This is a genomic window from Aromatoleum diolicum, assembly GCF_012910955.1.
Taxonomy (GTDB): domain Bacteria; phylum Pseudomonadota; class Gammaproteobacteria; order Burkholderiales; family Rhodocyclaceae; genus Aromatoleum; species Aromatoleum diolicum.
In genome coordinates this window covers 87,687-106,441 of sequence record NZ_WTVQ01000013.1, presented here as the reverse complement: position 1 = coordinate 106,441, position 18,755 = coordinate 87,687, and the positions used below count along the sequence as shown (strand labels likewise).

Genomic DNA, 18,755 nt, shown 5'->3' with positions numbered 1-18,755 from the left:
CCACCCTCCTTTCTCGACCGGGGCGCCGGATTGATGGCGATTCCTATCTTAAGAATCCTGTTGCTGGTATTTCTGTCTGCCATAGTGGGTGCGTCCGCCGTGGCACAGGATTCCTCTTCATTGAGCCTGTCCACGGAGCGCGGCGGCCTGCGCTTGCCGTCTGCGGCGCGCGGGGCGGAGGGGCTTACAGCGTCTCCAGGCCAGGTGCTCGAGTTGCACGAAGCGGCACCGCGTGTGCTGACGCTCGACCTAACCCGCGACGCGAACGATATCTGGGACCGCATCCGCCGCGGTTTCGGCATGCCCGACCTGGATACTGAACTGGTGGCCGAGCAACAGTTGTTCTATCTGAACCGCCCGGGCTTTCTGAAAAAGGTGTTCGAGCGCGGCGGGCGTTATCTGTACCACATCGTCGACGAACTCGAACGCCGCGGCATGCCTACCGAGCTCGCGTTATTGCCGATGGTGGAAAGCAGCTACAACCCGATGGCTTACTCGCGCGCACGCGCATCGGGTCTGTGGCAGTTTATCCCCTCGACCGGACGCAATTACAACCTGACGCAGGACAAATGGGTCGACGAACGCCGCGACGTGATCGCCTCGACTTCTGCCGCGCTCGACTACCTGCAGACAATCTACGAGATGCATGGCGACTGGCATCTCGCGCTGGCTTCTTACAACTGGGGCGAAGGCGCTGTCGGGCGGGCCGTCCAGCGCAATCTCGCCGATGGTCGGTCAACGGAATACAGTTCCCTGCGCATGCCCGATGAAACCCGCAATTACGTCCCCAAGTTGCAGGCGCTAAAGAATATCGTTGCGCAGCCTGAGCTGTTTCACCTCGAATTACCCTACGTCCCCAACACGCGTCACTTCGTCACGGTATCGGCGCCGGCGGGCATCGATCTGGCTACGGCCGCCAAATATGCGGAAATGCCGCTGGATGAATTCATTGCGTTGAATCCCGGTTACAACCGTCCGGCGATTGCGCAGGCCGATTCGCTGGTGGTCCCCGTGGACCGCGCCGAACGTTTCCGGCTGCGCCTGGCAGAGCAGGAGGGCTCGGGGAAACAGTGGCGCACGTACGAAATGCAGCGCGGCGACACGCTGGTGTCGGTAGCACAGAACTTCGGTTTATCGGTCAATGAGCTGCATCAGATCAACGGCTTGGATGCGCGCAGTCGTGTGAGCCCCGGTTATACCCTGCTGGTTCCAGACGGTATCGACCCGGATGGCGCGTTGGCGGCGTCGCGCCTGATCCCGCGTGCTGCGGCCGCGGACCGCAGCACGATTCCGCCCCCTGCTCCGCCAAAGGTCGGGAAGAAGAGCGTCAAACAAGGGCTGCAGAAAAAGGGCAACGCAAAATCGGCAACGAAGAAATCCTCGTCGGGGATGCCGAAGCGCGCCGTGTCCGGTGCCCAAAAGAGTTCTGGCAAGACGACGGGCAAGAACCCCAAGCCGGCACAATCGAAAATCCGTACACGCTGACGCCCGCGTTTGTGCCGACGGGCCATTCCCGTGCGCGCGCCTACCCCGGCCAGTGGCAGCGCACCGTGTGGCCGTCGCGAAGCCCGGTTTGCGCCGGATATTGGGCGCGGCAGATGTCGGTCGCACGGTCGCAGCGTGGATGGAAGTGGCACCCCGCAGGCGGGTCGAGCGGCGAAGGCAGGTCACCGCCGACGATGACTTTCCGTGCCGTGGCAGGTTCGACGCCAAGGTCGATATCATGAAGCTCGCGTTCGATGTTCGGAACTGCGGCCAGTAGCGCGCGCGTATAGGGATGAGCAGGCGCCGCGAGCACCCGCTCAACCGGGCCGTGCTCGACGATCCGCCCCAGATACATCACCGCCACGTCGTGCGCGAGCCAGCTCACTACACCGAGGTTGTGCGTGATGAACAGGTAGGCGAGTCCGAACTCGACCTGCAGTTCGCGCATCAGGTTGAGGATCTGCGCCTGCACCGACACGTCCAGCGCGCTCGTCGGCTCGTCGCAGATGATCAGCTTCGGCCTCACTGCCAACGCGCGGGCGATGGCAATGCGCTGGCGCTGGCCACCGGAAAATTCGTGCGGATAACGCAGTCTCATCGTCGGGGTGAGCCCCACGCGCTGCAACAAGGCGTCGATGCGCTGCGAACGGGCTTGTGCGTCCGGTTCGATGCGGAGGGCGAGCATGCCCTCTTCGATGATCTCGCCGACACGCATGCGCGGATTGAGCGACGCGAAGGGGTCCTGGAACACCATCTGGAAATCGCGGCGCAACGTGCGCAAGGCCGCTTGCGACAGGCCGGTGAGCGGTGTGCCGTCGATAAAGACCTCGCCGCTGGTAGGTGGCACGAGTTGCAGGATGGCTTTGCCCGCTGTCGTCTTGCCGCACCCGGATTCGCCGACGAGGGCCAGCGTGCGCCCCGGCGACAGCGTCAGGCTGACGCCATCGACTGCCTTGATGCGAGCAACTTCGCGCCGCAACAAGCCCTTGCGCACCGGAAAATGCACCTTGAGATCACGCACGTCGAGCAGTGGCGCCTGCACGCTGCGTGGGGGTACGCTGGCGACACTATTGCCGAATGGCGCCGTTGCATCCGGTCCGCCATGGCCCGCGGCGTAAAGATGGCAGCGCACCCCCTGCCCCCCGACCGTGTGCCACGCCGGCGCGTCCCGATGGCACAGGTCGAACGCTGCCGGGCAGCGATCGGCGAAACGGCAACCGGTAAAGTCGCGGTCGAGCGGCGGGACCGTCCCGCCCAGCGCAGCGAGCGGATGCCCGCGTTGCGCATCGGTCGGCAGCGCGGCGAAAAGCTTGCGCGAATAGGGGTGTAGCGGACTGCGGAAAAAATCGCCGCGGGCGCCGGTTTCCACCAATTCGCCGGCGTACATCACGCCGATGCGCTGTGCCATGCGCGCGACGACGCCCAGATCGTGGGTAATCAGCAGCATGCCCATACCGCGCTCGGCCTGCAGGCGGGCGAGCAGATCGAGCACCTGTGCCTGGATGGTGACATCGAGCGCAGTGGTCGGTTCGTCGGCGATCAGCAGCGCGGGGTCGCCGGCGAGCGCCATCGCGATCATCACGCGCTGCTTCATGCCGCCGGAAAACTGGAAGGGGAAGTCGTCAAGGCGGCGTTCGACGTCGGGAATGCCGACGGCATCGAGCAGGCGTCGCGCCTCGACGCGCGCAGGCATGTCGCGTAGCCCCCGGTGTCGCGCCAGCACCTCGCCGATCTGCGCCATGACGGTCATGACGGGGTTCAGGCTGGTGGACGGCTCCTGGAAGATCATCGCGATCTTGCCGCCGCGCACGTCGCGCATGTGCGCTTCGGTCTGTGCCAGCAGGTCGATCCCGGAAAAACTGACCTCTCCGCCATCGATGCGTCCGCCATCAGGCAAGAGACGCAGCAGTGCCAGCGCGGTCATCGACTTGCCGCAGCCCGATTCACCGAGTAGTGCGAAGGTTTCTCCGCCGGCGATCGAGAATCCGACGCCGTCAACCGGCCGTACCCGTTTGTCGCCCTGCCCGATACGCACGCGCAGATCCCTTACGTCCAGCAATGGAGTTTGCGGCGCTGCCTTCCGTTTGGCGAGATGCGGTCCGGCGTTCTCGATCAGTCCGATCATCGGCGGGTGGGGGGTCTTGGGGGATGGAAAAAGGGCCGCTTGCGCGGCCCGTTTGGTGATCAATCAATCGATCGATCAGTGGTGATGGCCGCCCGCCCCGTGCACATGACCGTGCGATAGTTCCTCCGCGGTCGCCGGACGCACGGAGGCGACGGTGACGTCGAACACGAGGGCCGTACCGGCCAGCGGATGATTGCCATCCACCACGACCTTGCCTTCAGCGATGTCGGTGATGCGGTAGATCATCTCTTCTTCACCGTCGTCGGTGACGCGCTCGAACGACATGCCGACTTCGATGTTTTCCGGGAACTGGCTGAGTTCCTCGACCAGCACCAGCTCTTCGTCGTAATCGCCGAAAGCGTCTTCCGGCTGGAGCTTGACCTGCAGCTGATCGCCGACCTTCTTGCCGTGCAACGCCTCTTCCAGCGCCGGGAAGATGCCGTCGTAGCCACCGTGAAGGTAGACCAGCGGCTGCTGACCGTCATCGATCATGTTGCCGTCCGGATCGACGACGGAGTACTTAAGCGTTACGACGCTGTTCTTGACGATTTCCATTTATCTGTTTCCAGTTTCCTGACCAGTTCGAAGACCCCGGCCACATGGCCGCGGGGTGAAACGTCGTGGAGTGCGTGGCGAATGATGCCTTCCTTGTCGATCACGAAAGTCGTCCGTGCCACACCCATCTTCTTCACACCATCGACTTCCTTCGGCTGCCAAACATCGTAGAGCCGACATACCTCTGTCTCCACGTCTGACAGCAGACGTATCGACAGCCCGTGCTGATCGCGAAATTCGGCGTGGGTCAGGCAATCGTCGGGACTTACACCGACCACGATGCAACCGTGGCGGGCGAACTCTTCTTCATGATCACTGAAGTCGGCTGCCTGAAGTGTGCATCCCGGCGTGTTGTCGCGGGGGTAAAAGTAGAGGACCACATGATGCTTGCCACGTTCCGCAGCGAGGTCAAAGTCCTCCATGTCCGCGTCCGGCAGCGAAAACGTTGGTGCGGTATCACCGATCTGCAGCATGTGATCTCCCTGACGTGCATTGGATTCTAGCCGAGACACGAACCGAACTCTACCCGCGCATCTCTCGTTTGCGCTACATCGATTTAGTGCTTGCAGATTGCCATGGACTGTTCAAAAATACAGTCAACCAGGAGGCGTACATGAGTACCCGCGATCACAATCTAACCGCCCGACAGACCGAAATCCTTGATTTCATCCGCCAGACGCTGGAATCCGAAGGGCGACCGCCCACCCGTGCCGAAGTGTGCACCGCGTTCGGCTTCCGTTCGCCCAATGCCGCCGAAAGCCATCTGCGCGCGCTCGCCGCGAAAGGAGCGATCCTACTGGAAGAAGGTCGCGCGCGTGGCATCCGTCTGGTCGAAGCGCTGGGCTTGCCGTTGATCGGCCACGTCGCGGCAGGCAGTCCGATTCTCGCCGTCGAACATGTCGAGGCGCGGCACCAGATCGATCCGGCGCTGTTTTCGCCGCGCGCCGACTACCTGCTGCGGGTGCGCGGCATGAGCATGCGCGACGCCGGCATTCTCGATGGCGACCTGCTGGCGGTACACCGCAGCCCCGAAGCCCGCGCCGGCCAGATCGTGGTGGCGCGGGTGGACGACGAGGTGACCGTGAAGACTTTTTCGCGCAATGGTCCGATCGTCAGCCTGCTGCCGGCGAACCCCGATTTCGAACCGATCGTGGTCGATACCCGTAGCGAGGCGCTGACGATCGAAGGGATCGCGGTCGGTCTGGTGCGCAATGGTTCGCTGTGAAGCGGTCCTTCGTGACCACCCTTCGCTCGATACCCGCCGATGTCCGCTGCCGCACAAGCCACCCTCGCCGCCTTGCCGCCCGGCCTCGTATGGCAGGCCGACCGGCTTGCGCACCCGACTGAAGCAGGCATGGCGACCGGTTTCGCGGCGCTGGACGCGCAGTTGCCCGGTGGCGGCTGGCCGCGCAATGCACTGATCGAACTGCTCGCCGACGCTCCCGGCATCGGCGAACTCGGACTGCTGCTGCCGGTATTGCGTACGGTCTCCGCCGAGCGCTGGATTGTCTGGGTCGCACCTCCCTGGCTGCCCTATGCTCCGGCGCTCGAAGCGGCCGGCGTACCGTTGGAACAACTGCTGCTGCTCGAACCGGCCAACCACGCCGAAACGCTGTGGGCGATCCGCCAGGCCCTGGCGTCGGGTGGGAGCAGCGTGGTACTCGCATGGCTGACACGCGCCGATACCGCGGCCCTGCGGCGCCTGCAACTGGCGGCAGAAGCCTCGGCCACCCCGCTGTTTCTATTCCGGCCGGCCACCGCCGCGCGCCAGCCCTCCCCCGCGAGTTTGCGCTTGCGGCTGGAAGCGCAGGACGATCGGCTTTCGGTAGATATTTTCAAACGGCGCGGTCCGGGTCTGACGGCGCCGATCCAACTGTCGATCCCGCAGCGCCCCATTTCGGCCTGTTCTCCGGTTTACACTGATGCTCTGGTTTGCACTGATCCTGTCCGAATTGCCGCTACAGGTATTCACACGGGGCGTGGATGATGCGGGCGAACTGGCGGTGGTCGAACACCAGTCCGGTGCGCGCGTGGTGGCGGCGACTCCGTCGGCGCTGGCGCGCGGCGTCGAGCCTGGCTACAGCGTGGCCGGTGCATTGGCCGTAGCACCGGCGCTGCAACTGCGTGACCGCAACCCCGCACTGGAAACCGCGACGCTGGCCGAGTTCGCCACCTGGGCCGGTCAATTCACCCCTAATATCAGTATCGACCCACCTGACGCGATCGTGCTGGAGGCGAGTACCAGCCTGCGGCTGTTCGGTGGTGTCGCTGCGCTCGCGCGACGCATCCGGCTCGATCTGATCCCGCTTGGCTTGCACGCCACCCTGGCCGCAGCCCCGACGCCGCTGGCCGCCCGCTGGCTGGCGCGTGTGCGCCCGGACAGTTTGATGCGTGCATCGCCGCACTGGTGGCGGAATCTCGATGCACTGCCAGTCGATCTGCTCGCCGAAGGTGCGGAGGTGTCGCGCGCCACCCTTGAACTGCTGCACGGCATCGGTGTACGCCGCATCGGCGATGTGGCGCGTCTGCCGCGTGACGGGCTGGCTCGGCGACAGGCCGCTTCCGTGCTCGACACGCTGGCGCGGGCACGCGGTGAGCGTCCCGATCCGCGGCCATGGTTTGTGCCGCCGGAACGCTTTGAATCGCGTCTCGTTCTGCCCGCTAGCGTCACCAGCACCGAACCCTTACTGTTTGCGGCAGGTCGCCTGTTTTCCGGCCTTGCGGCCTGGCTTGCGGCACGGCATGCTGCGCTCGATCGCTGCCGCCTGTGTCTGGAGCATGACGATCAGCGGGAAACCCTGCTGGAAATCGTCACCGGCCGCGCAGTGCGCGACGAAGGGCGCTTGCTCATGCTGGCACGCGAACATCTGGCCGCGCTGGAACTACCGGCGCCAGTCGAAGCTCTCCGCCTGTCGGCCGACACGCCGATCAGCGCACCCGGGCGTACGCAGGACCTGTTCGGTGATCCCGACGCTGCACGCGACGGCGCTACTCTCCTGCTCGACCGCCTACGCGCCCGACTTGGTCCGGACGCCGTACACACCGTTCACCCGGTTTCCGAGCACCGTCCGGAGCATGCCTGGCGCAGCGCCGAACCCGGTTGCCGGCCTGCTCGTGGCTCGCCTGCCTGCGGACTGCGCCCACTATGGCTGATGACCGAGCCTCGCGCGCTCGGCTCGCCCCGCGCTTTGAACCTGCTGAGCGGCCCCGAACGGATCGAATCCGGCTGGTGGGACGGTGCCGACATGCGCCGCGACTATTACATTGCGCGTGCGCCGGATGACGGCCTGTGGTGGGTATTCGAGTGCCTCGATCCGCCCGGTGGTTGGTATGTGCATGGTTTTTTTGGCTAAACTGCGCCCTCCTTGCCGCTACCCGTTTCCCCGCGCTTCATCCTGCCCATCGGGACAACCCTCTGCATGTCGGTCTCCATCCGGGGTCTTCCCCATTGAGCGCGCCAGATTCATCCCTTGCGATCGCTCGCCGCCTGCTTCACCACGCATGGCCAGTGCTGGTTGCCCAGCTGCTGTCGATGAGCATGCTGATCGCCGATACCGTGATCGTCGGTCGCTACGGCACGGTAGACCTCGCCGCCATCGCCGTGGGTAGCGGCGTCTACATTTCCATCGTGATGCTCGTTGTCGGCGTGCTGCAAGCGGTGGCTCCGACCGTGGCCCATCATTTCGGCGCCGGCCGGACGCATGAAATCGGCCCTGCCCTGCAGCAGGGCTTCTGGCTGGCGCTGATGCTCGCGCTGCCAGGCATGGCCTTGCTGGCCTTTCCCGGCTTTCTCCTCGAGCTGAGCAGCGTACCGCCGGACGTCGATGCCAAAACCCGCGAATACCTGCTTGCCACCGCTATGGGCCTGCCCGCAGTCCTGTTTTACCGCACTTTTTATGCCTTCAATAACGCGCTCGGCAAACCGCGTGTGCTGATGGCGATTAGCCTCATCGTCACGATGACCCACGTTCCGCTTGCCTGGGCACTGGTCCATGGCCACCTGTGGTGGCCCCCGCTGGGGGTGCTCGGCTGCGGCATTTCGACCGCGGCGGTGAGCTGGCTTGGCTTGGTCTGTGGTGCCACCTACCTCGCCTGCAATCCGGCTTACCGGGCCTACCAGCTGTTTTCGCACTGGCGCGCACCGCAGCGGCGCGAGATCCTGGCGCTACTGCGGCTGGGCGTGCCGATGGGTCTGTCCACTTTCATTGAAGTCTCGTCCTTCACCCTGATCGCACTCTTCGCCGCGCAGCTTGGGGCCGAACCCGTCGCCGGACATCGCATCGTGGCGAACCTTGCGGCACTGATCTACATGCTGCCACTGGCGATGTCGATTGCGATCCTGGTACTGGTCGGGCAGGCCGCCGGCGCACATGACTGGGCGCGCGCGCGCGCCACGGTGCGTATAGGCATGATCCTTACCAGTGTGTTGGTATCGGTGATTGGTATCGGCCTGTGGATTGCCCGCGAACCGGTTGTCGCATTGTTTTCGGACGATCTCGCAGTGCGTGCGGTGGCCCTCGCGCTGGTGCTCTACATTTGCGTCTATCAGCTGTTCGATGCGGTGCAGACTGTAGCCGCGCATGCCTTGCGTGGCTACAAGGTAACCTTCCTGCCGATGTTGTTGCATGCGTTGTGTTTCTGGGGCGTCGGCCTGGCGGGCGGTTACTGGCTGAGTTTTCACGCGCCGGGACGCGAGCAGGGACCCAGCGTCGCAGGTTTCTGGGAGGCCGGAGTGGTATCCACGATTGTGGCTTCGGTGTTGTTCGGCTGGCTTTTGCGCGTGGTGATGCGGCGGCAACAAGTCACAAGCAGTTGAGACCGGGCATACCGCCCCACCGCGCCTTCATCAAGCGCCCAGCCAGCCCTTGCGCAAGTTGCGCATCGTTGCCGAAGCCTTCTTGGCGGCCGCAAGTTTCACCGTATCTGCGGGCGCCGATGCTAGTTCAACATCGAAACGCATCAGTTCGTCGCGGCGGAACGCATGGATTTCGACGCGTTCGCCCGGCCTGCGGCGCGCGAGTTGGGCCTCAAGCGACGTGGCAGTAAGCTTTAGACCATCCATGGCCACCAGCACGTCGCCAGCCGAGAGGCCGCTGCGTTGCGCCGGACCACCGTCGAACACACTTGCAAGCTTTGCCTCGCCATTGCCACCCGCGACTTTCACCCCCAGCGTCGGCCCCTTGCCCCCTGCTTCGGCGCGATATTCGACGCCGAACGGTTTGATCAGTGCTTCGAGTGGCAGATCGTCAGTGCCCTCGACGGCGTCCCTCAACCATCGCGAAAGCCGCCGCCCGAGGCCTTTCCTGCCACCCTCGCCCACCTCCTCGACCAGCGCGAACAGGCCGTCTTCCTCCACGCCTTGCCCGGTCAGTCCATGCCGCTGCCACAACAGCCGCATCACGTCGTCAAGACTCACCTGCCCGGCACTTGCTGCACGCAATTGCAGGTCCAATGCCAGCGCGATCAACGCACCCTTGGCGTAATAGCTGACGACCGCATTCGGGGCGTTTTCATCCTGCCGGTAGTACTTGATCCAGGCGTCGAAAGACGATTCCGCAACGCTCTGCTTCAGGCGTCCGCTGCCGCGCAGGACGTTCGATACCGTTTTGCCGAGCAGTCCGAGGTAATCCTCGACCGAAATCACGCCGGAGCGTACCAGCGCGAGGTCGTCATAGTAGGACGTGAAGCCTTCGAAAGCCCACAGCAGGCGCGTATAGTTTTCGCTAGCCAGATCGTAGGGCGCAAAGACCGCCGGCTTGATGCGCTTGATGTTCCAAGTGTGGAAATATTCGTGGCTGCACAACCCGAGGAAGGTCTTGTAGCCGTCCGAGGCGTCGCTCATGCCACGATACGGCAGGTCGGCACGGCTAGTCAGCAGCGCAGTTGAGGCGCGGTGCTCCAGTCCGCCGTAGCCGTCACCGACGACCATGGTCAGGAACAGATATCGATCCACCGGAGCCGGAGCCCCGAACAGTTCGATCTGCCAGGCGCAGATGCGCGACAAATCCGCACACAGGCGTTCGGTATCGCAGTCATGACATCCAGTCAATGCGATTTCGTGTGGCACCCCAGCGGCCTCGAAGCGTGCATGGGAGAAGGTCCCCATCTCGACCGGGTGATCGACCAGTTCATCGTAGTTGGCAGCCCGGTAGAGTCCGAACCCCATTGGCGGCGCTGCAAGAAGTTCGCCTGCTGGTCGCGGCAGGGTCGTGGCAACTTTCCAGCCCTGCTGCTCGCGCCCGGATGGCGGGAGCAAGTCCACGACACATGGCTGGTCGGTCTGCCCTTCCACCGTGAGGAACACGCTGGTGCCGTTGAAGAAGCCATGTGTCGCATCAAGATGCGCTGCACGTACTGACAGATCCCACGCATAGACTTCGTAGGTCAGCGTCAGCGCTCGACCCCGCGCTACCCGAGCGGCACGCCAGGTATGTTTGTCGAGTTTCTCAACCGCGATCGGCTTGCCGTCGGACTCCGCCCGCAAGGTTACGATGTTGCGCGCGAACTCCCGGATCATGTAGCTGCCGGGGATCCAGGCCGGCAGACGGAAGACCTGCCCGGCCGGATCGGGAGCGCTAACCGTACAGCTCACTTCAAACAGGTGTGCCTCGGGGTGGCGCGGGGCAATGGTGTAGCAGACAGGGGGTTGGCCGGGCATCGACAATTCCGTGAATCGGGCAATGAACTTGGAATTCTAGCCCGGAGCGAGACATCCACACGATTACAGAGATTGTTGTGCCGATGCCTCATTTTTGCGCAGACACAACATTTCCTTTCGCATCAGTACCCTGCACTGTGTCCCCACAAGTTGTCCACAAGACTGCCCACGTCCGGTGGGGATAAATGAAGGACTTGTTACGAATGCCCGTTGCGCAGCTGCCTCATTTTTGTGCAGACGCAACATTTCCTTACGGTTCAGTCGTCTGCGGCGTATCCCCACAACTTGTCCACAGGACTGCTCACGGAGAGTGGGGATAAGCGAAGGACTTGCTCAGCGCGGACCGTGGCGAGCCAGAAACTGGTCGAGACGGTTCGCAAACACCTGCCGGTCGTTCTGGCTTAATGCCGACGGACCGCCGGTCTGTACCCCGGTCGAACGCAGGGTATCCATGAAATCGCGCAGGTTCAGTAGTTCGCGGATGTTCTCCGTTGAATAGAACTCCCCGCGCGGATTGAGTGCGTGACCACCACACGCAATCACCTCCGCCGCCAGCGGAATGTCTGCGGTAACGACCAGATCGCCCTCCGCCAGTCGTCTGACGATCTCGTTGTCCGCCACGTCGAAGCCGGCCGGCACCTGCAACGTCTTGATCCATGGAGAACGGGGCGGAAACAGCGGCTGGTTTGCCACCAGCGTCAATGGGATGCCAAGTCGCTCGGCTGCGCGGTACAGGATTTCCTTGATCGCCTTTGGACAGGCATCGGCGTCGACCCAGATCTGCATCGTTCGTCGCTCCATGCTCATGGTCGCGGCCGGAGTCGGCACCGACCGATCTCATTGTTACCGAAAACACACCGAATGGCGCGATCGCATCGCATCGCGAATCATACCGGGATGGACGCTATACTGTATTTATGAACAGTATCAACTCGCCATCCGACAGGGCTCTGGGCTACGCCGAACTTCACTGCCTTACGAATTTCAGCTTTCAGCGTGGCGCTTCCCATCCGGAGGAGTTCGTGGTCCGCGCTGCAGAACTCGGATATGACGCGCTGGCGATCACCGACGAATGCTCGCTTGCGGGTGTAGTGCGTGCGCATCGTGAGATTGGCCGCTGCGCTCTACCGTTAACCTTGATCGTCGGCACTGAAATCCGGCTCATCGACGGGCCGCGGGTGGTGCTGCTGGCAACTGACCGTGCGGCCTATGGTCGGCTTGCACGACTTATCAGCATCGGACGGCGGGCCGCCGAGAAAGGCCGCTACCACCTTGTCCGCGCCGATCTCGAGGTGGGGCTGCCCGGCTGTCTCGCCTTGCTGCTGCCACCGGACGATGGTTCGCCGGAGCACAGCGCGCTGGCAGCCGACGGACGCTGGCTGGGCGAGCGTTTTCCCGGTGCGGCATGGCTCGCGATCGAACTTGCTTGCGGCCCGGACGACGCCGCACGGCTCGCTGCCCTGCAGGCGATTGCCCGCGAAGCGGGCCTGCCATCCGTCGCGGCGAGCGGCGCATTGATGCACGATGCCGCGCGACGACCACTCGCCGATGTGCTCACCGCCACCCGTCTGCACACCACCGTTGCTGAGGCCGGCCGGCAGCTCGCTGCGAACGCCGAGCGCCGCCTGCATGATCGCGCGACACTCGCCCGCCGCTATCCCCCCGCACTGCTTGCCGAAACGCTGCGGGTCGCGGCGCGTTGCCGATTCCGTCTGGACGAACTGCGCTACGAATACCCCTCAGAACTCGTTCCGGCAGGAGAAACCCCGACGAGCTGGCTACGCCGGCTGGTCGAGGACGGCCTGCGCTGGCGTTATCGGCAGGCGCATGGCGACCCTGCTCCCGGGCAAGTGCGCGCACAGATCGAACACGAACTCACGCTGATCACGGAGCTCGGCTTCGAGGCCTATTTCCTGACTGTGCACGACATCGTGCGCTTCGCCCGCAGCCGCGGCATCCTGTGCCAGGGCCGCGGCTCGGCGGCGAACTCGGTGGTGTGCTGGACACTGGGCATCACCGAGGTCAATCCGGAACTCGGCATCATGCTGGTCGAGCGCTTCATCTCGAAAGAGCGCAACGAGCCGCCGGACATCGATGTCGACTTCGAGCACGACCGGCGCGAGGAAGTCATCCAGTACCTTTACGCCAAATACGGCAGAGAGCGTGCCGCGCTGGCCGCCACCGTGATCCGCTACCGGGCACGCAGCGCACTGCGCGACGTCGGGCGCGCCCTCGGTTTTCCGCTGACGCAGATCGAACGGCTCACGCGCGACCATTTCTGGTTCGATGGCCGTCGCATCCTCCCCGAACGCCTGCAGGAAGCCGGATTCGATCCAGCAAGTCCCACCGTCCAGCGCCTCGTCGTCCTGACCCATGAATTGATCGGTTTTCCGCGTCATCTTTCGCAGCACGTCGGCGGTTTCGTCATTGCGCACGGCCGGCTCGACGAACTGGTACCGATCGAGAATGCCGCGATGCCCGAACGTACCGTCATCCAGTGGGACAAGGACGATCTCGACACCCTGGGGCTGCTCAAGGTGGATGTGCTCGCCCTCGGCATGCTGTCGGCACTACGGCGCAGCCTGGCAATGATGTCAGCATGGCATGGCCGGGAATTCACCCTCGCCGACATCCCGCGCGAAGAGCCGGCGGTGTACGCGATGCTTGCCCAGGCCGATTCGGTCGGCGTCTTCCAGGTCGAATCGCGCGCCCAGATGACGATGCTGCCGCGGCTCAAGCCTCACTGCTTTTACGATCTGGTCGTCGAGGTCGCAATCGTGCGTCCGGGGCCGATCCAGGGCGGGATGGTGCATCCCTACCTCGATGCGCGAGCGCGTAAGGAACGCGGCGAAGCAATCGACTATCCCCAACCGGATTCTCCCCCTTCCAGCCAAGTAGCCACTGCAACACCACGCGTGCGCGCCGAAGTCGGCAACAATCCGGAAACAGGCCAGCCCGCTGGCGTGCGCCGCGTGCTCGAACGCACCCTCGGCATACCGATCTTTCAGGAACAGGTGATGCAGCTTGCCGTTGTCGTCGCCGGTTTCACGCCCGGCGACGCCGACCAGCTGCGCCGGGCCATGGGCGCGTGGCGGCGCCAGGGCGAGCTCGAACGCTACCGAACGAAACTGCTCACCGGCATGGCAGAGCGCGGTTACCGTGCAGAATTCGCTGAACGTCTGTGCAACCAGATCGAAGGTTTCGGCAGCTATGGATTCCCCGAATCGCATGCGGCGAGCTTTGCGCTGCTGGTGTATTTCTCCGCCTGGCTCAAACGTTTCGAGCCAGCCACCTTTCTGTGCGGCCTGCTCAACAGCCAGCCAATGGGCTTCTACTCGCCTTCGCAACTGATTCAGGACGCTCGCCGCCACGGTGTGACGGTACGCGGCGTGGACGTCCTTGTCAGCGACTGGGACTGCACGCTGGAACGCGACGGCGAATCACCGGCTGCTGCCGTGCGACTCGGTCTGCACCTGGTCAAGGGTTTCGGGAGCGACGCCGCTACACGTATCGCAACGGCACGTGCGGCATATCCCTTCGCCAGCGTCGTCGATCTCGCCCTGCGTGCAGAACTGGATGCGGGTGAGCTGAAAATGCTGGCCATGGCGGGCGCACTGGAAAATTTGGCCGGACATCGTCGCCAAGCACTATGGCAGGCGGCCGGCGGGCAGCCGGCAAGCGGCGTGTTGTATGGCGCACCGGTGACGGAAACTGCAGCAAAGCTTGCAGCCCCTACCGAAGCCCAGGAATTGATCGCCGACTACGCCCGGCTCGGCTTCACGCTCGGTCGCCACCCCCTTGCCCTGCTGCGATCACGCCTCAGCGCGATGCGCTTTCTCTCCGCGGCCGAAATCGCCACCTGCCCGGACCGCAAGCTGGCGCGTGCTGCCGGCATCGTGACCTGCCGGCAGCGGCCCGGTACCGCCAAGGGAACGCTGTTCATGACCCTCGAGGATGAGACGGGTCTCGCCAACGTGATCGTCCGGCCGGAACTCCTCGAACGTCAGCGCAGGGAATTGCTGGGCGCGCGATTATTGGGAGTATTCGGACAAATCAGCCGCCAGGGGGATGTGATACACCTGCTGGCAAGCCGGGTCGTCGACCACTCGGCCCTGCTCGGCGCCCTTGATGCACAAAGCCGGGATTTCCACTGAAAATCGTGACCACGCGATCAATGAACCGCGTCACTGGACGTCAGCGGGTGGTGCACCATCCAGACAGTCCATCACCGCGACGACACGGTTGCGCCCCAGACTCTTGGCCCGGTAAAGCGCCGCATCGGCGGAGGCCAGCATTTGTTCCAGTTGGTCGCCCTTCTGGAAGCTAGCCAGTCCGACACTTGCCGTCAGCCCGAAAGACGTTCCTTCGGAATCCGTGAGTTCTATCCCCGCAATGCGCTGACGCAGACGTTCGGCCAGTTCCCGGCCACCTTCAAGCGTGGTGCCCGGCAATAAAATGACAAATTCTTCGCCACCGTATCGTCCCACGATGTCGATCTCGCGTACCCCTTCAATGCAGGTGCGTGCAACCGTGCAGATCGCCTCGTCCCCAGCCGCATGGCCATGCCGGTCGTTGATTTTCTTGAAGTGATCGATATCCAGCATCAGCAATGCCAGCGGTTGCCCAAAGCGCTCCGCACGCAGCCGTTCGTGCTCAGCGCGTTCGACCAGGTAGCGACGATTGCCGATACCGGTCAGCGGGTCGATCTGCGCCAACTGGCGCAGATCCTCTTCCCGCCCTCTGCGCTCGGTGACATCCTCCCGCACTGCAACAAAATGCGAAACGCGTCCAAAGTGGTCGCGCAGAGGGGAGATCGCCATGTTTTCCCAGTACTCATCGCCGTTCTTGCGCCGGTTGCGGACCTCCCCGCGCCAGATTTTTCCTGAAAGTATGGTCTGCCACAGGTCGGTGTACACCTCGATTTTCGTGTGCCCCGATTTGAACATTGCAGGGCTTCGCCCGATCACCTCCTCACGCGTATACCCCGAGCTCCTGAGAAAAGTCTCATTCACATATTCGATACGCCCGCGGGCGTTGGTGATCATGATCGCCGCCGGTGCGTGATCGACGGCCGCCTTGTAGGTATGCAGCGAATATTCGTTCACGGGAAAAGGAAAACCGCCGCTCGAGTTCGCAGAAGCCCGGTCGGCCGCAACTGGACCGCCAATGCCGCGTCGTCCTGCATCGGCAAACACCTGTGTCGATGCGTCGCTCCGCGCCGTGCCCAGCAGCGGCCACACAGCCCACGCAACAACCATCGCCAGCAGGGCTAGCGACACCGCCAGGAAAGGGACGAAGACGTTGTATGGGGTTTTGGATGACTGCGCAAATTCGCCTGCGGCGAACACCCCGTCGAGCATCCAGAGCCCGACAGCGGTAAGTGAAACAAATGCCAGCACCAGGAAGATCGTCAGCGACAGACGGGGATGAATCATCGGTCAGTCAATACCTGATTGCGGGGTGGGATTTTATACATCACGCAATCATATTCCATCCGGCCATTACAATGCCATACAAATTAATATTTTGCAGCAATTCAAAAAATTGGTCGACACGCAACCGGCGACCGGGAATGATTTTTCTACTTTGGCGCGCCATCCCAACGATCCGATGGGTGGGTACAGGTTTGTTTCGGCTAACATTCGCCCGCATTCTGACAGCCCTTCTCCCACTCGCAACACCGACGGTGCCCCGTCTGCGGCAGCCGATACAGTACGCCACGCTCCGAGCCTCTGCATGTTTGACGAATTCCGCAATTTTGCCCTGTTTGACGACAATCTCGACGACAGCGGCGATCTGCTGCTTGACGAACTGGAATCCTGCATCCGTTGTGATGCCGTGGACGGCCTGCAGGACGCCTTTGCGGCGATCGCTGCCGCAGGTGCCAAGGGGCACTGGGTCGCCGTCGCGGCAAGCTATGAACTGGGCTATGCTTTGGAGCCACGACTGGCCCCCCTGCTGCCGGATGGGTACGTCCCTTTGCTCACGGCCTGGATTTTTCGGCGCGCCGAGCGCATGTCGGCGACACAGACGTCCGATCGCATCGAACATGCCTTGTCATCACAGGAAGAGCATCAACTTCTTGCCGGCGTCGCGGATATCAGGCACAGCCTGTCGGAAATCGATTATTGCAGCGCGGTATCGCGCATTCGTGAGCTGATCGATGCCGGCGACTGCTACCAAGTGAATTTCACGCTTGCGCTTACCGGATGCGCGTATGGCAGTCCGCTCGCGCTTTACCAAGCGCTGCGCCTCGCGCAACCGGTGCGCCACGGCACGCTGATACGCCATTCGGATGGTGCGATCCTGTCGCGCTCGCCCGAGCTGTTTGTCGAACGGCACGGCTCCCGTCTGGTGTGTCGTCCGATGAAAGGCACTGCCGCACGCGATAGCGATCCGCAAGCCCTTGCCGAATCGGAAAAGAATCGCGCCGAAAACATCATGATCGTCGACCTCATCCGCAACGATCTCGGCCGTCTGGCCCCGAGCGGCGGAGTGCGGGTCGAACGTCTGTGCGAGATCGAGCCTTATCCCAGCGTCTGGCAAATGACTTCGACGGTGGTTGCCGAACCAGTCTCAGCCAAGCTGCCGGAGATTTTCCGTGCGCTGTTCCCCTGCGGTTCGGTTACCGGTGCGCCCAAGATCCGTGCGATGCAAGTGATTCACGAGCTCGAATCGGCGCCTCGCGGGCTTTACTGCGGGGCGCTGGGCTGGATTGCACCGGATGGAGATTTCCGCTTCAGTGTGCCGATCCGAACACTCGAGATCGACGCCGAAGGGCAAGCCCGGCTTGGTTTGGGTAGTGGGATCGTCGCGGATTCGGAGCCGCAGGCGGAATGGGCGGAATCCTTGCTGAAGGGACGTTTTCTGACCGATCTGAAAGCGGGTTTCGGTCTGATAGAGACCTTGCGCTGCGAACCCGATGCCCCGGTGCGGTATCCGCTGCTCGAACTGCACCTGACTCGCCTTGCCAAGTCCGCCGAGACATTTGGTTTTGTACTGGATCTCGACGCTGTGCGTTCGGCGCTGGAAAATGCCGCCGCCGCTCAGCACGGACCACAGCGCGTACGGCTGATTCTGGATCCCGAGGGCCGGTTCAGCATTTCGTCCACCGCGCTTGAGACCCCGCCGCAGGATGCGCTTCCGACGGTTGTTGTCTCGAGCATGCGTGTCTCGAGTCGTGATCCCTTGCTGCGACACAAGACGACCGCGCGCAAGTTCTACGACACCGAACTGCGGCGCGTCATGGCCGACGGTCACTTCGATGCATTGTTCCTCAATGAGCACGGGGAACTGGCGGAAGGCGCGCGCAGCAACGTGTTCCTTGACCTCGGGGAGGCGTACTTGCTCACCCCCCCACTCGAAAGCGGAGCGCTGGACGGCATTTATCGCCGCAAACTGTTGAACCAAGGAAAAGCGAAAGAGGCCCGCCTCACGGCAGCTGACCTCTCACGCGCGCGGGCGATCCATCTTGCAAATGCTGCACGCGGAATATTCCGCGTAGAACTTATCCACGCCGTTCAATGAGTCGTGCAGCACCGGCACGTTGCGCAATCGCACGCTAACAAACCCCTGCCCTTGTCTTCACACAGGCAGTATCGCTCACCACTGCAAACGGAACCCACATCGGCCGCTTCGCCGGGTTCGAAATTGTCGATGCGAAGGAGCTTCAGAAATCGGAGTGCTGCGCTGAGGCCGTGAAAAACCGTCAAGCCCCCGCTGCCAACACACAACCAGCGATTGTCCATCGAGATTGCGTAGCAGCCACCTTCGCGCTGCCCCAGGGCGTGAACGCGAATCTTGCACTTATTTCGCCGCCATTCGGGCGCGACAGCGAGTTCCAGCCAGGTTGCATGTTTGCCCGAGTGCGCTGCAGTTTCCATTCCCCTCTCCTCCTTCCCGCGATTTATGCATCCGGATTTTTATGTCTGT

At 63.1% G+C, this 18,755-nt stretch carries 14 protein-coding genes; 7 read left to right on the top strand and 7 right to left on the bottom strand.

The window, feature by feature from the left end:
• The first annotated feature begins 120 nt into the window (after positions 1–120).
• Positions 121–1,485 carry a transglycosylase SLT domain-containing protein gene (locus GPA25_RS09910; protein WP_425486377.1) on the top strand — a complete coding sequence of 455 codons (1,365 nt, stop codon included), beginning with the start codon at positions 121–123 and terminating at the stop codon, positions 1,483–1,485.
• A gap of 40 nt (positions 1,486–1,525) precedes the next feature.
• Here the strand turns inward: GPA25_RS09910 and GPA25_RS09905 are convergent, their stop codons facing one another.
• The 3 genes from GPA25_RS09905 to GPA25_RS09895 form a co-directional block, all read right to left on the bottom strand.
• Positions 1,526–3,610 carry an ABC transporter ATP-binding protein gene (locus tag GPA25_RS09905; protein WP_169260212.1) on the bottom strand — a complete coding sequence of 695 codons (2,085 nt, stop codon included), beginning with the start codon at positions 3,608–3,610 and terminating at the stop codon, positions 1,526–1,528.
• A 75-nt stretch (positions 3,611–3,685) separates the two neighbouring features.
• Positions 3,686–4,165 carry an FKBP-type peptidyl-prolyl cis-trans isomerase gene (locus GPA25_RS09900; protein ID WP_169260211.1) on the bottom strand — a complete coding sequence of 160 codons (480 nt, stop codon included), beginning with the start codon at positions 4,163–4,165 and terminating at the stop codon, positions 3,686–3,688.
• Positions 4,138–4,638, bottom strand: coding sequence for a peroxiredoxin (locus GPA25_RS09895; protein ID WP_169260210.1), 501 nt, complete (start codon positions 4,636–4,638; stop codon positions 4,138–4,140). Before GPA25_RS09895 ends, GPA25_RS09900 begins: the two co-directional genes overlap by 28 nt.
• Before the next feature lie 140 nt (positions 4,639–4,778).
• Between GPA25_RS09895 and lexA the strand changes: the two genes are divergently transcribed.
• The 4 genes from lexA to GPA25_RS09875 all read left to right on the top strand — a co-directional run bounded on the left by lexA (position 4,779) and on the right by GPA25_RS09875 (position 8,981).
• Positions 4,779–5,390 (top strand): transcriptional repressor LexA, encoded by a 612-nt coding sequence (gene lexA, locus GPA25_RS09890; RefSeq protein WP_169260209.1) that lies wholly within the window; start codon positions 4,779–4,781, stop codon positions 5,388–5,390.
• Positions 5,391–5,429: 39 nt separating this feature from the next.
• Positions 5,430–6,152: a translesion DNA synthesis-associated protein ImuA gene (gene imuA, locus GPA25_RS09885; protein ID WP_169260208.1), complete on the top strand. Its 723-nt coding sequence runs from the start codon at positions 5,430–5,432 to the stop codon at positions 6,150–6,152.
• Positions 6,088–7,518, top strand: coding sequence for a Y-family DNA polymerase (locus GPA25_RS09880; RefSeq protein WP_169260207.1), 1,431 nt, complete (start codon positions 6,088–6,090; stop codon positions 7,516–7,518). Before imuA ends, GPA25_RS09880 begins: the two co-directional genes overlap by 65 nt.
• A gap of 95 nt (positions 7,519–7,613) precedes the next feature.
• Positions 7,614–8,981: an MATE family efflux transporter gene (locus GPA25_RS09875; RefSeq protein WP_425486376.1), complete on the top strand. Its 1,368-nt coding sequence runs from the start codon at positions 7,614–7,616 to the stop codon at positions 8,979–8,981.
• A gap of 30 nt (positions 8,982–9,011) precedes the next feature.
• Here the strand turns inward: GPA25_RS09875 and GPA25_RS09870 are convergent, their stop codons facing one another.
• Both GPA25_RS09870 and GPA25_RS09865 read right to left on the bottom strand, forming a co-directional pair.
• A complete protein-coding gene (locus GPA25_RS09870; RefSeq protein ID WP_169260206.1) occupies positions 9,012–10,823 on the bottom strand; it encodes a M61 family metallopeptidase in 1,812 nt (603 codons plus the stop codon).
• Positions 10,824–11,156: 333 nt separating this feature from the next.
• Entirely contained in the window at positions 11,157–11,609 is a 453-nt protein-coding gene (locus GPA25_RS09865) for a YaiI/YqxD family protein (protein ID WP_169260205.1), read from the bottom strand.
• 131 nt (positions 11,610–11,740) lie between these two features.
• Between GPA25_RS09865 and GPA25_RS09860 the strand changes: the two genes are divergently transcribed.
• Positions 11,741–14,977, top strand: coding sequence for an error-prone DNA polymerase (locus tag GPA25_RS09860; protein WP_169260204.1), 3,237 nt, complete (start codon positions 11,741–11,743; stop codon positions 14,975–14,977).
• Between the two features lie 30 nt (positions 14,978–15,007).
• Here the strand turns inward: GPA25_RS09860 and GPA25_RS09855 are convergent, their stop codons facing one another.
• Complete coding sequence (locus GPA25_RS09855) at positions 15,008–16,258, bottom strand: GGDEF domain-containing protein (protein ID WP_169260203.1); 1,251 nt, start codon at positions 16,256–16,258, stop codon at positions 15,008–15,010.
• A gap of 25 nt (positions 16,259–16,283) precedes the next feature.
• Here GPA25_RS09855 and pabB point away from each other — a divergent pair, with 25 nt between their 5' ends.
• Positions 16,284–18,350, top strand: coding sequence for an aminodeoxychorismate synthase component I (pabB, locus tag GPA25_RS09850; protein ID WP_343034888.1), 2,067 nt, complete (start codon positions 16,284–16,286; stop codon positions 18,348–18,350).
• Here pabB and GPA25_RS09845 read toward each other — a convergent pair.
• Positions 18,344–18,706, bottom strand: a complete 363-nt coding sequence (locus tag GPA25_RS09845) for a hypothetical protein (protein WP_169260202.1) — start codon at positions 18,704–18,706, stop codon at positions 18,344–18,346. The genes pabB and GPA25_RS09845 overlap by 7 nt on opposite strands.
• Positions 18,707–18,755: the final 49 nt, after the last annotated feature.

Bases quoted from the DNA above. Each gene is read 5' to 3' on its own strand.
- GPA25_RS09905 (WP_169260212.1), bottom strand. From the start codon at position 3,610: ATGATCGGACTGATCGAGAACGCCGGACCGCATCTCGCCAAACGGAAG.
- GPA25_RS09900 (WP_169260211.1), bottom strand. From the start codon at position 4,165: ATGGAAATCGTCAAGAACAGCGTCGTAACGCTTAAGTACTCCGTCGTC.
- GPA25_RS09895 (WP_169260210.1), bottom strand. From the start codon at position 4,638: ATGCTGCAGATCGGTGATACCGCACCAACGTTTTCGCTGCCGGACGCG.
- lexA (WP_169260209.1), top strand. From the start codon at position 4,779: ATGAGTACCCGCGATCACAATCTAACCGCCCGACAGACCGAAATCCTT.
- imuA (WP_169260208.1), top strand. From the start codon at position 5,430: ATGTCCGCTGCCGCACAAGCCACCCTCGCCGCCTTGCCGCCCGGCCTC.
- GPA25_RS09880 (WP_169260207.1), top strand. From the start codon at position 6,088: ATGCTCTGGTTTGCACTGATCCTGTCCGAATTGCCGCTACAGGTATTC.
- GPA25_RS09870 (WP_169260206.1), bottom strand. From the start codon at position 10,823: ATGCCCGGCCAACCCCCTGTCTGCTACACCATTGCCCCGCGCCACCCC.
- GPA25_RS09865 (WP_169260205.1), bottom strand. From the start codon at position 11,609: ATGCAGATCTGGGTCGACGCCGATGCCTGTCCAAAGGCGATCAAGGAA.
- GPA25_RS09860 (WP_169260204.1), top strand. From the start codon at position 11,741: ATGAACAGTATCAACTCGCCATCCGACAGGGCTCTGGGCTACGCCGAA.
- GPA25_RS09855 (WP_169260203.1), bottom strand. From the start codon at position 16,258: ATGATTCATCCCCGTCTGTCGCTGACGATCTTCCTGGTGCTGGCATTT.
- GPA25_RS09845 (WP_169260202.1), bottom strand. From the start codon at position 18,706: ATGGAAACTGCAGCGCACTCGGGCAAACATGCAACCTGGCTGGAACTC.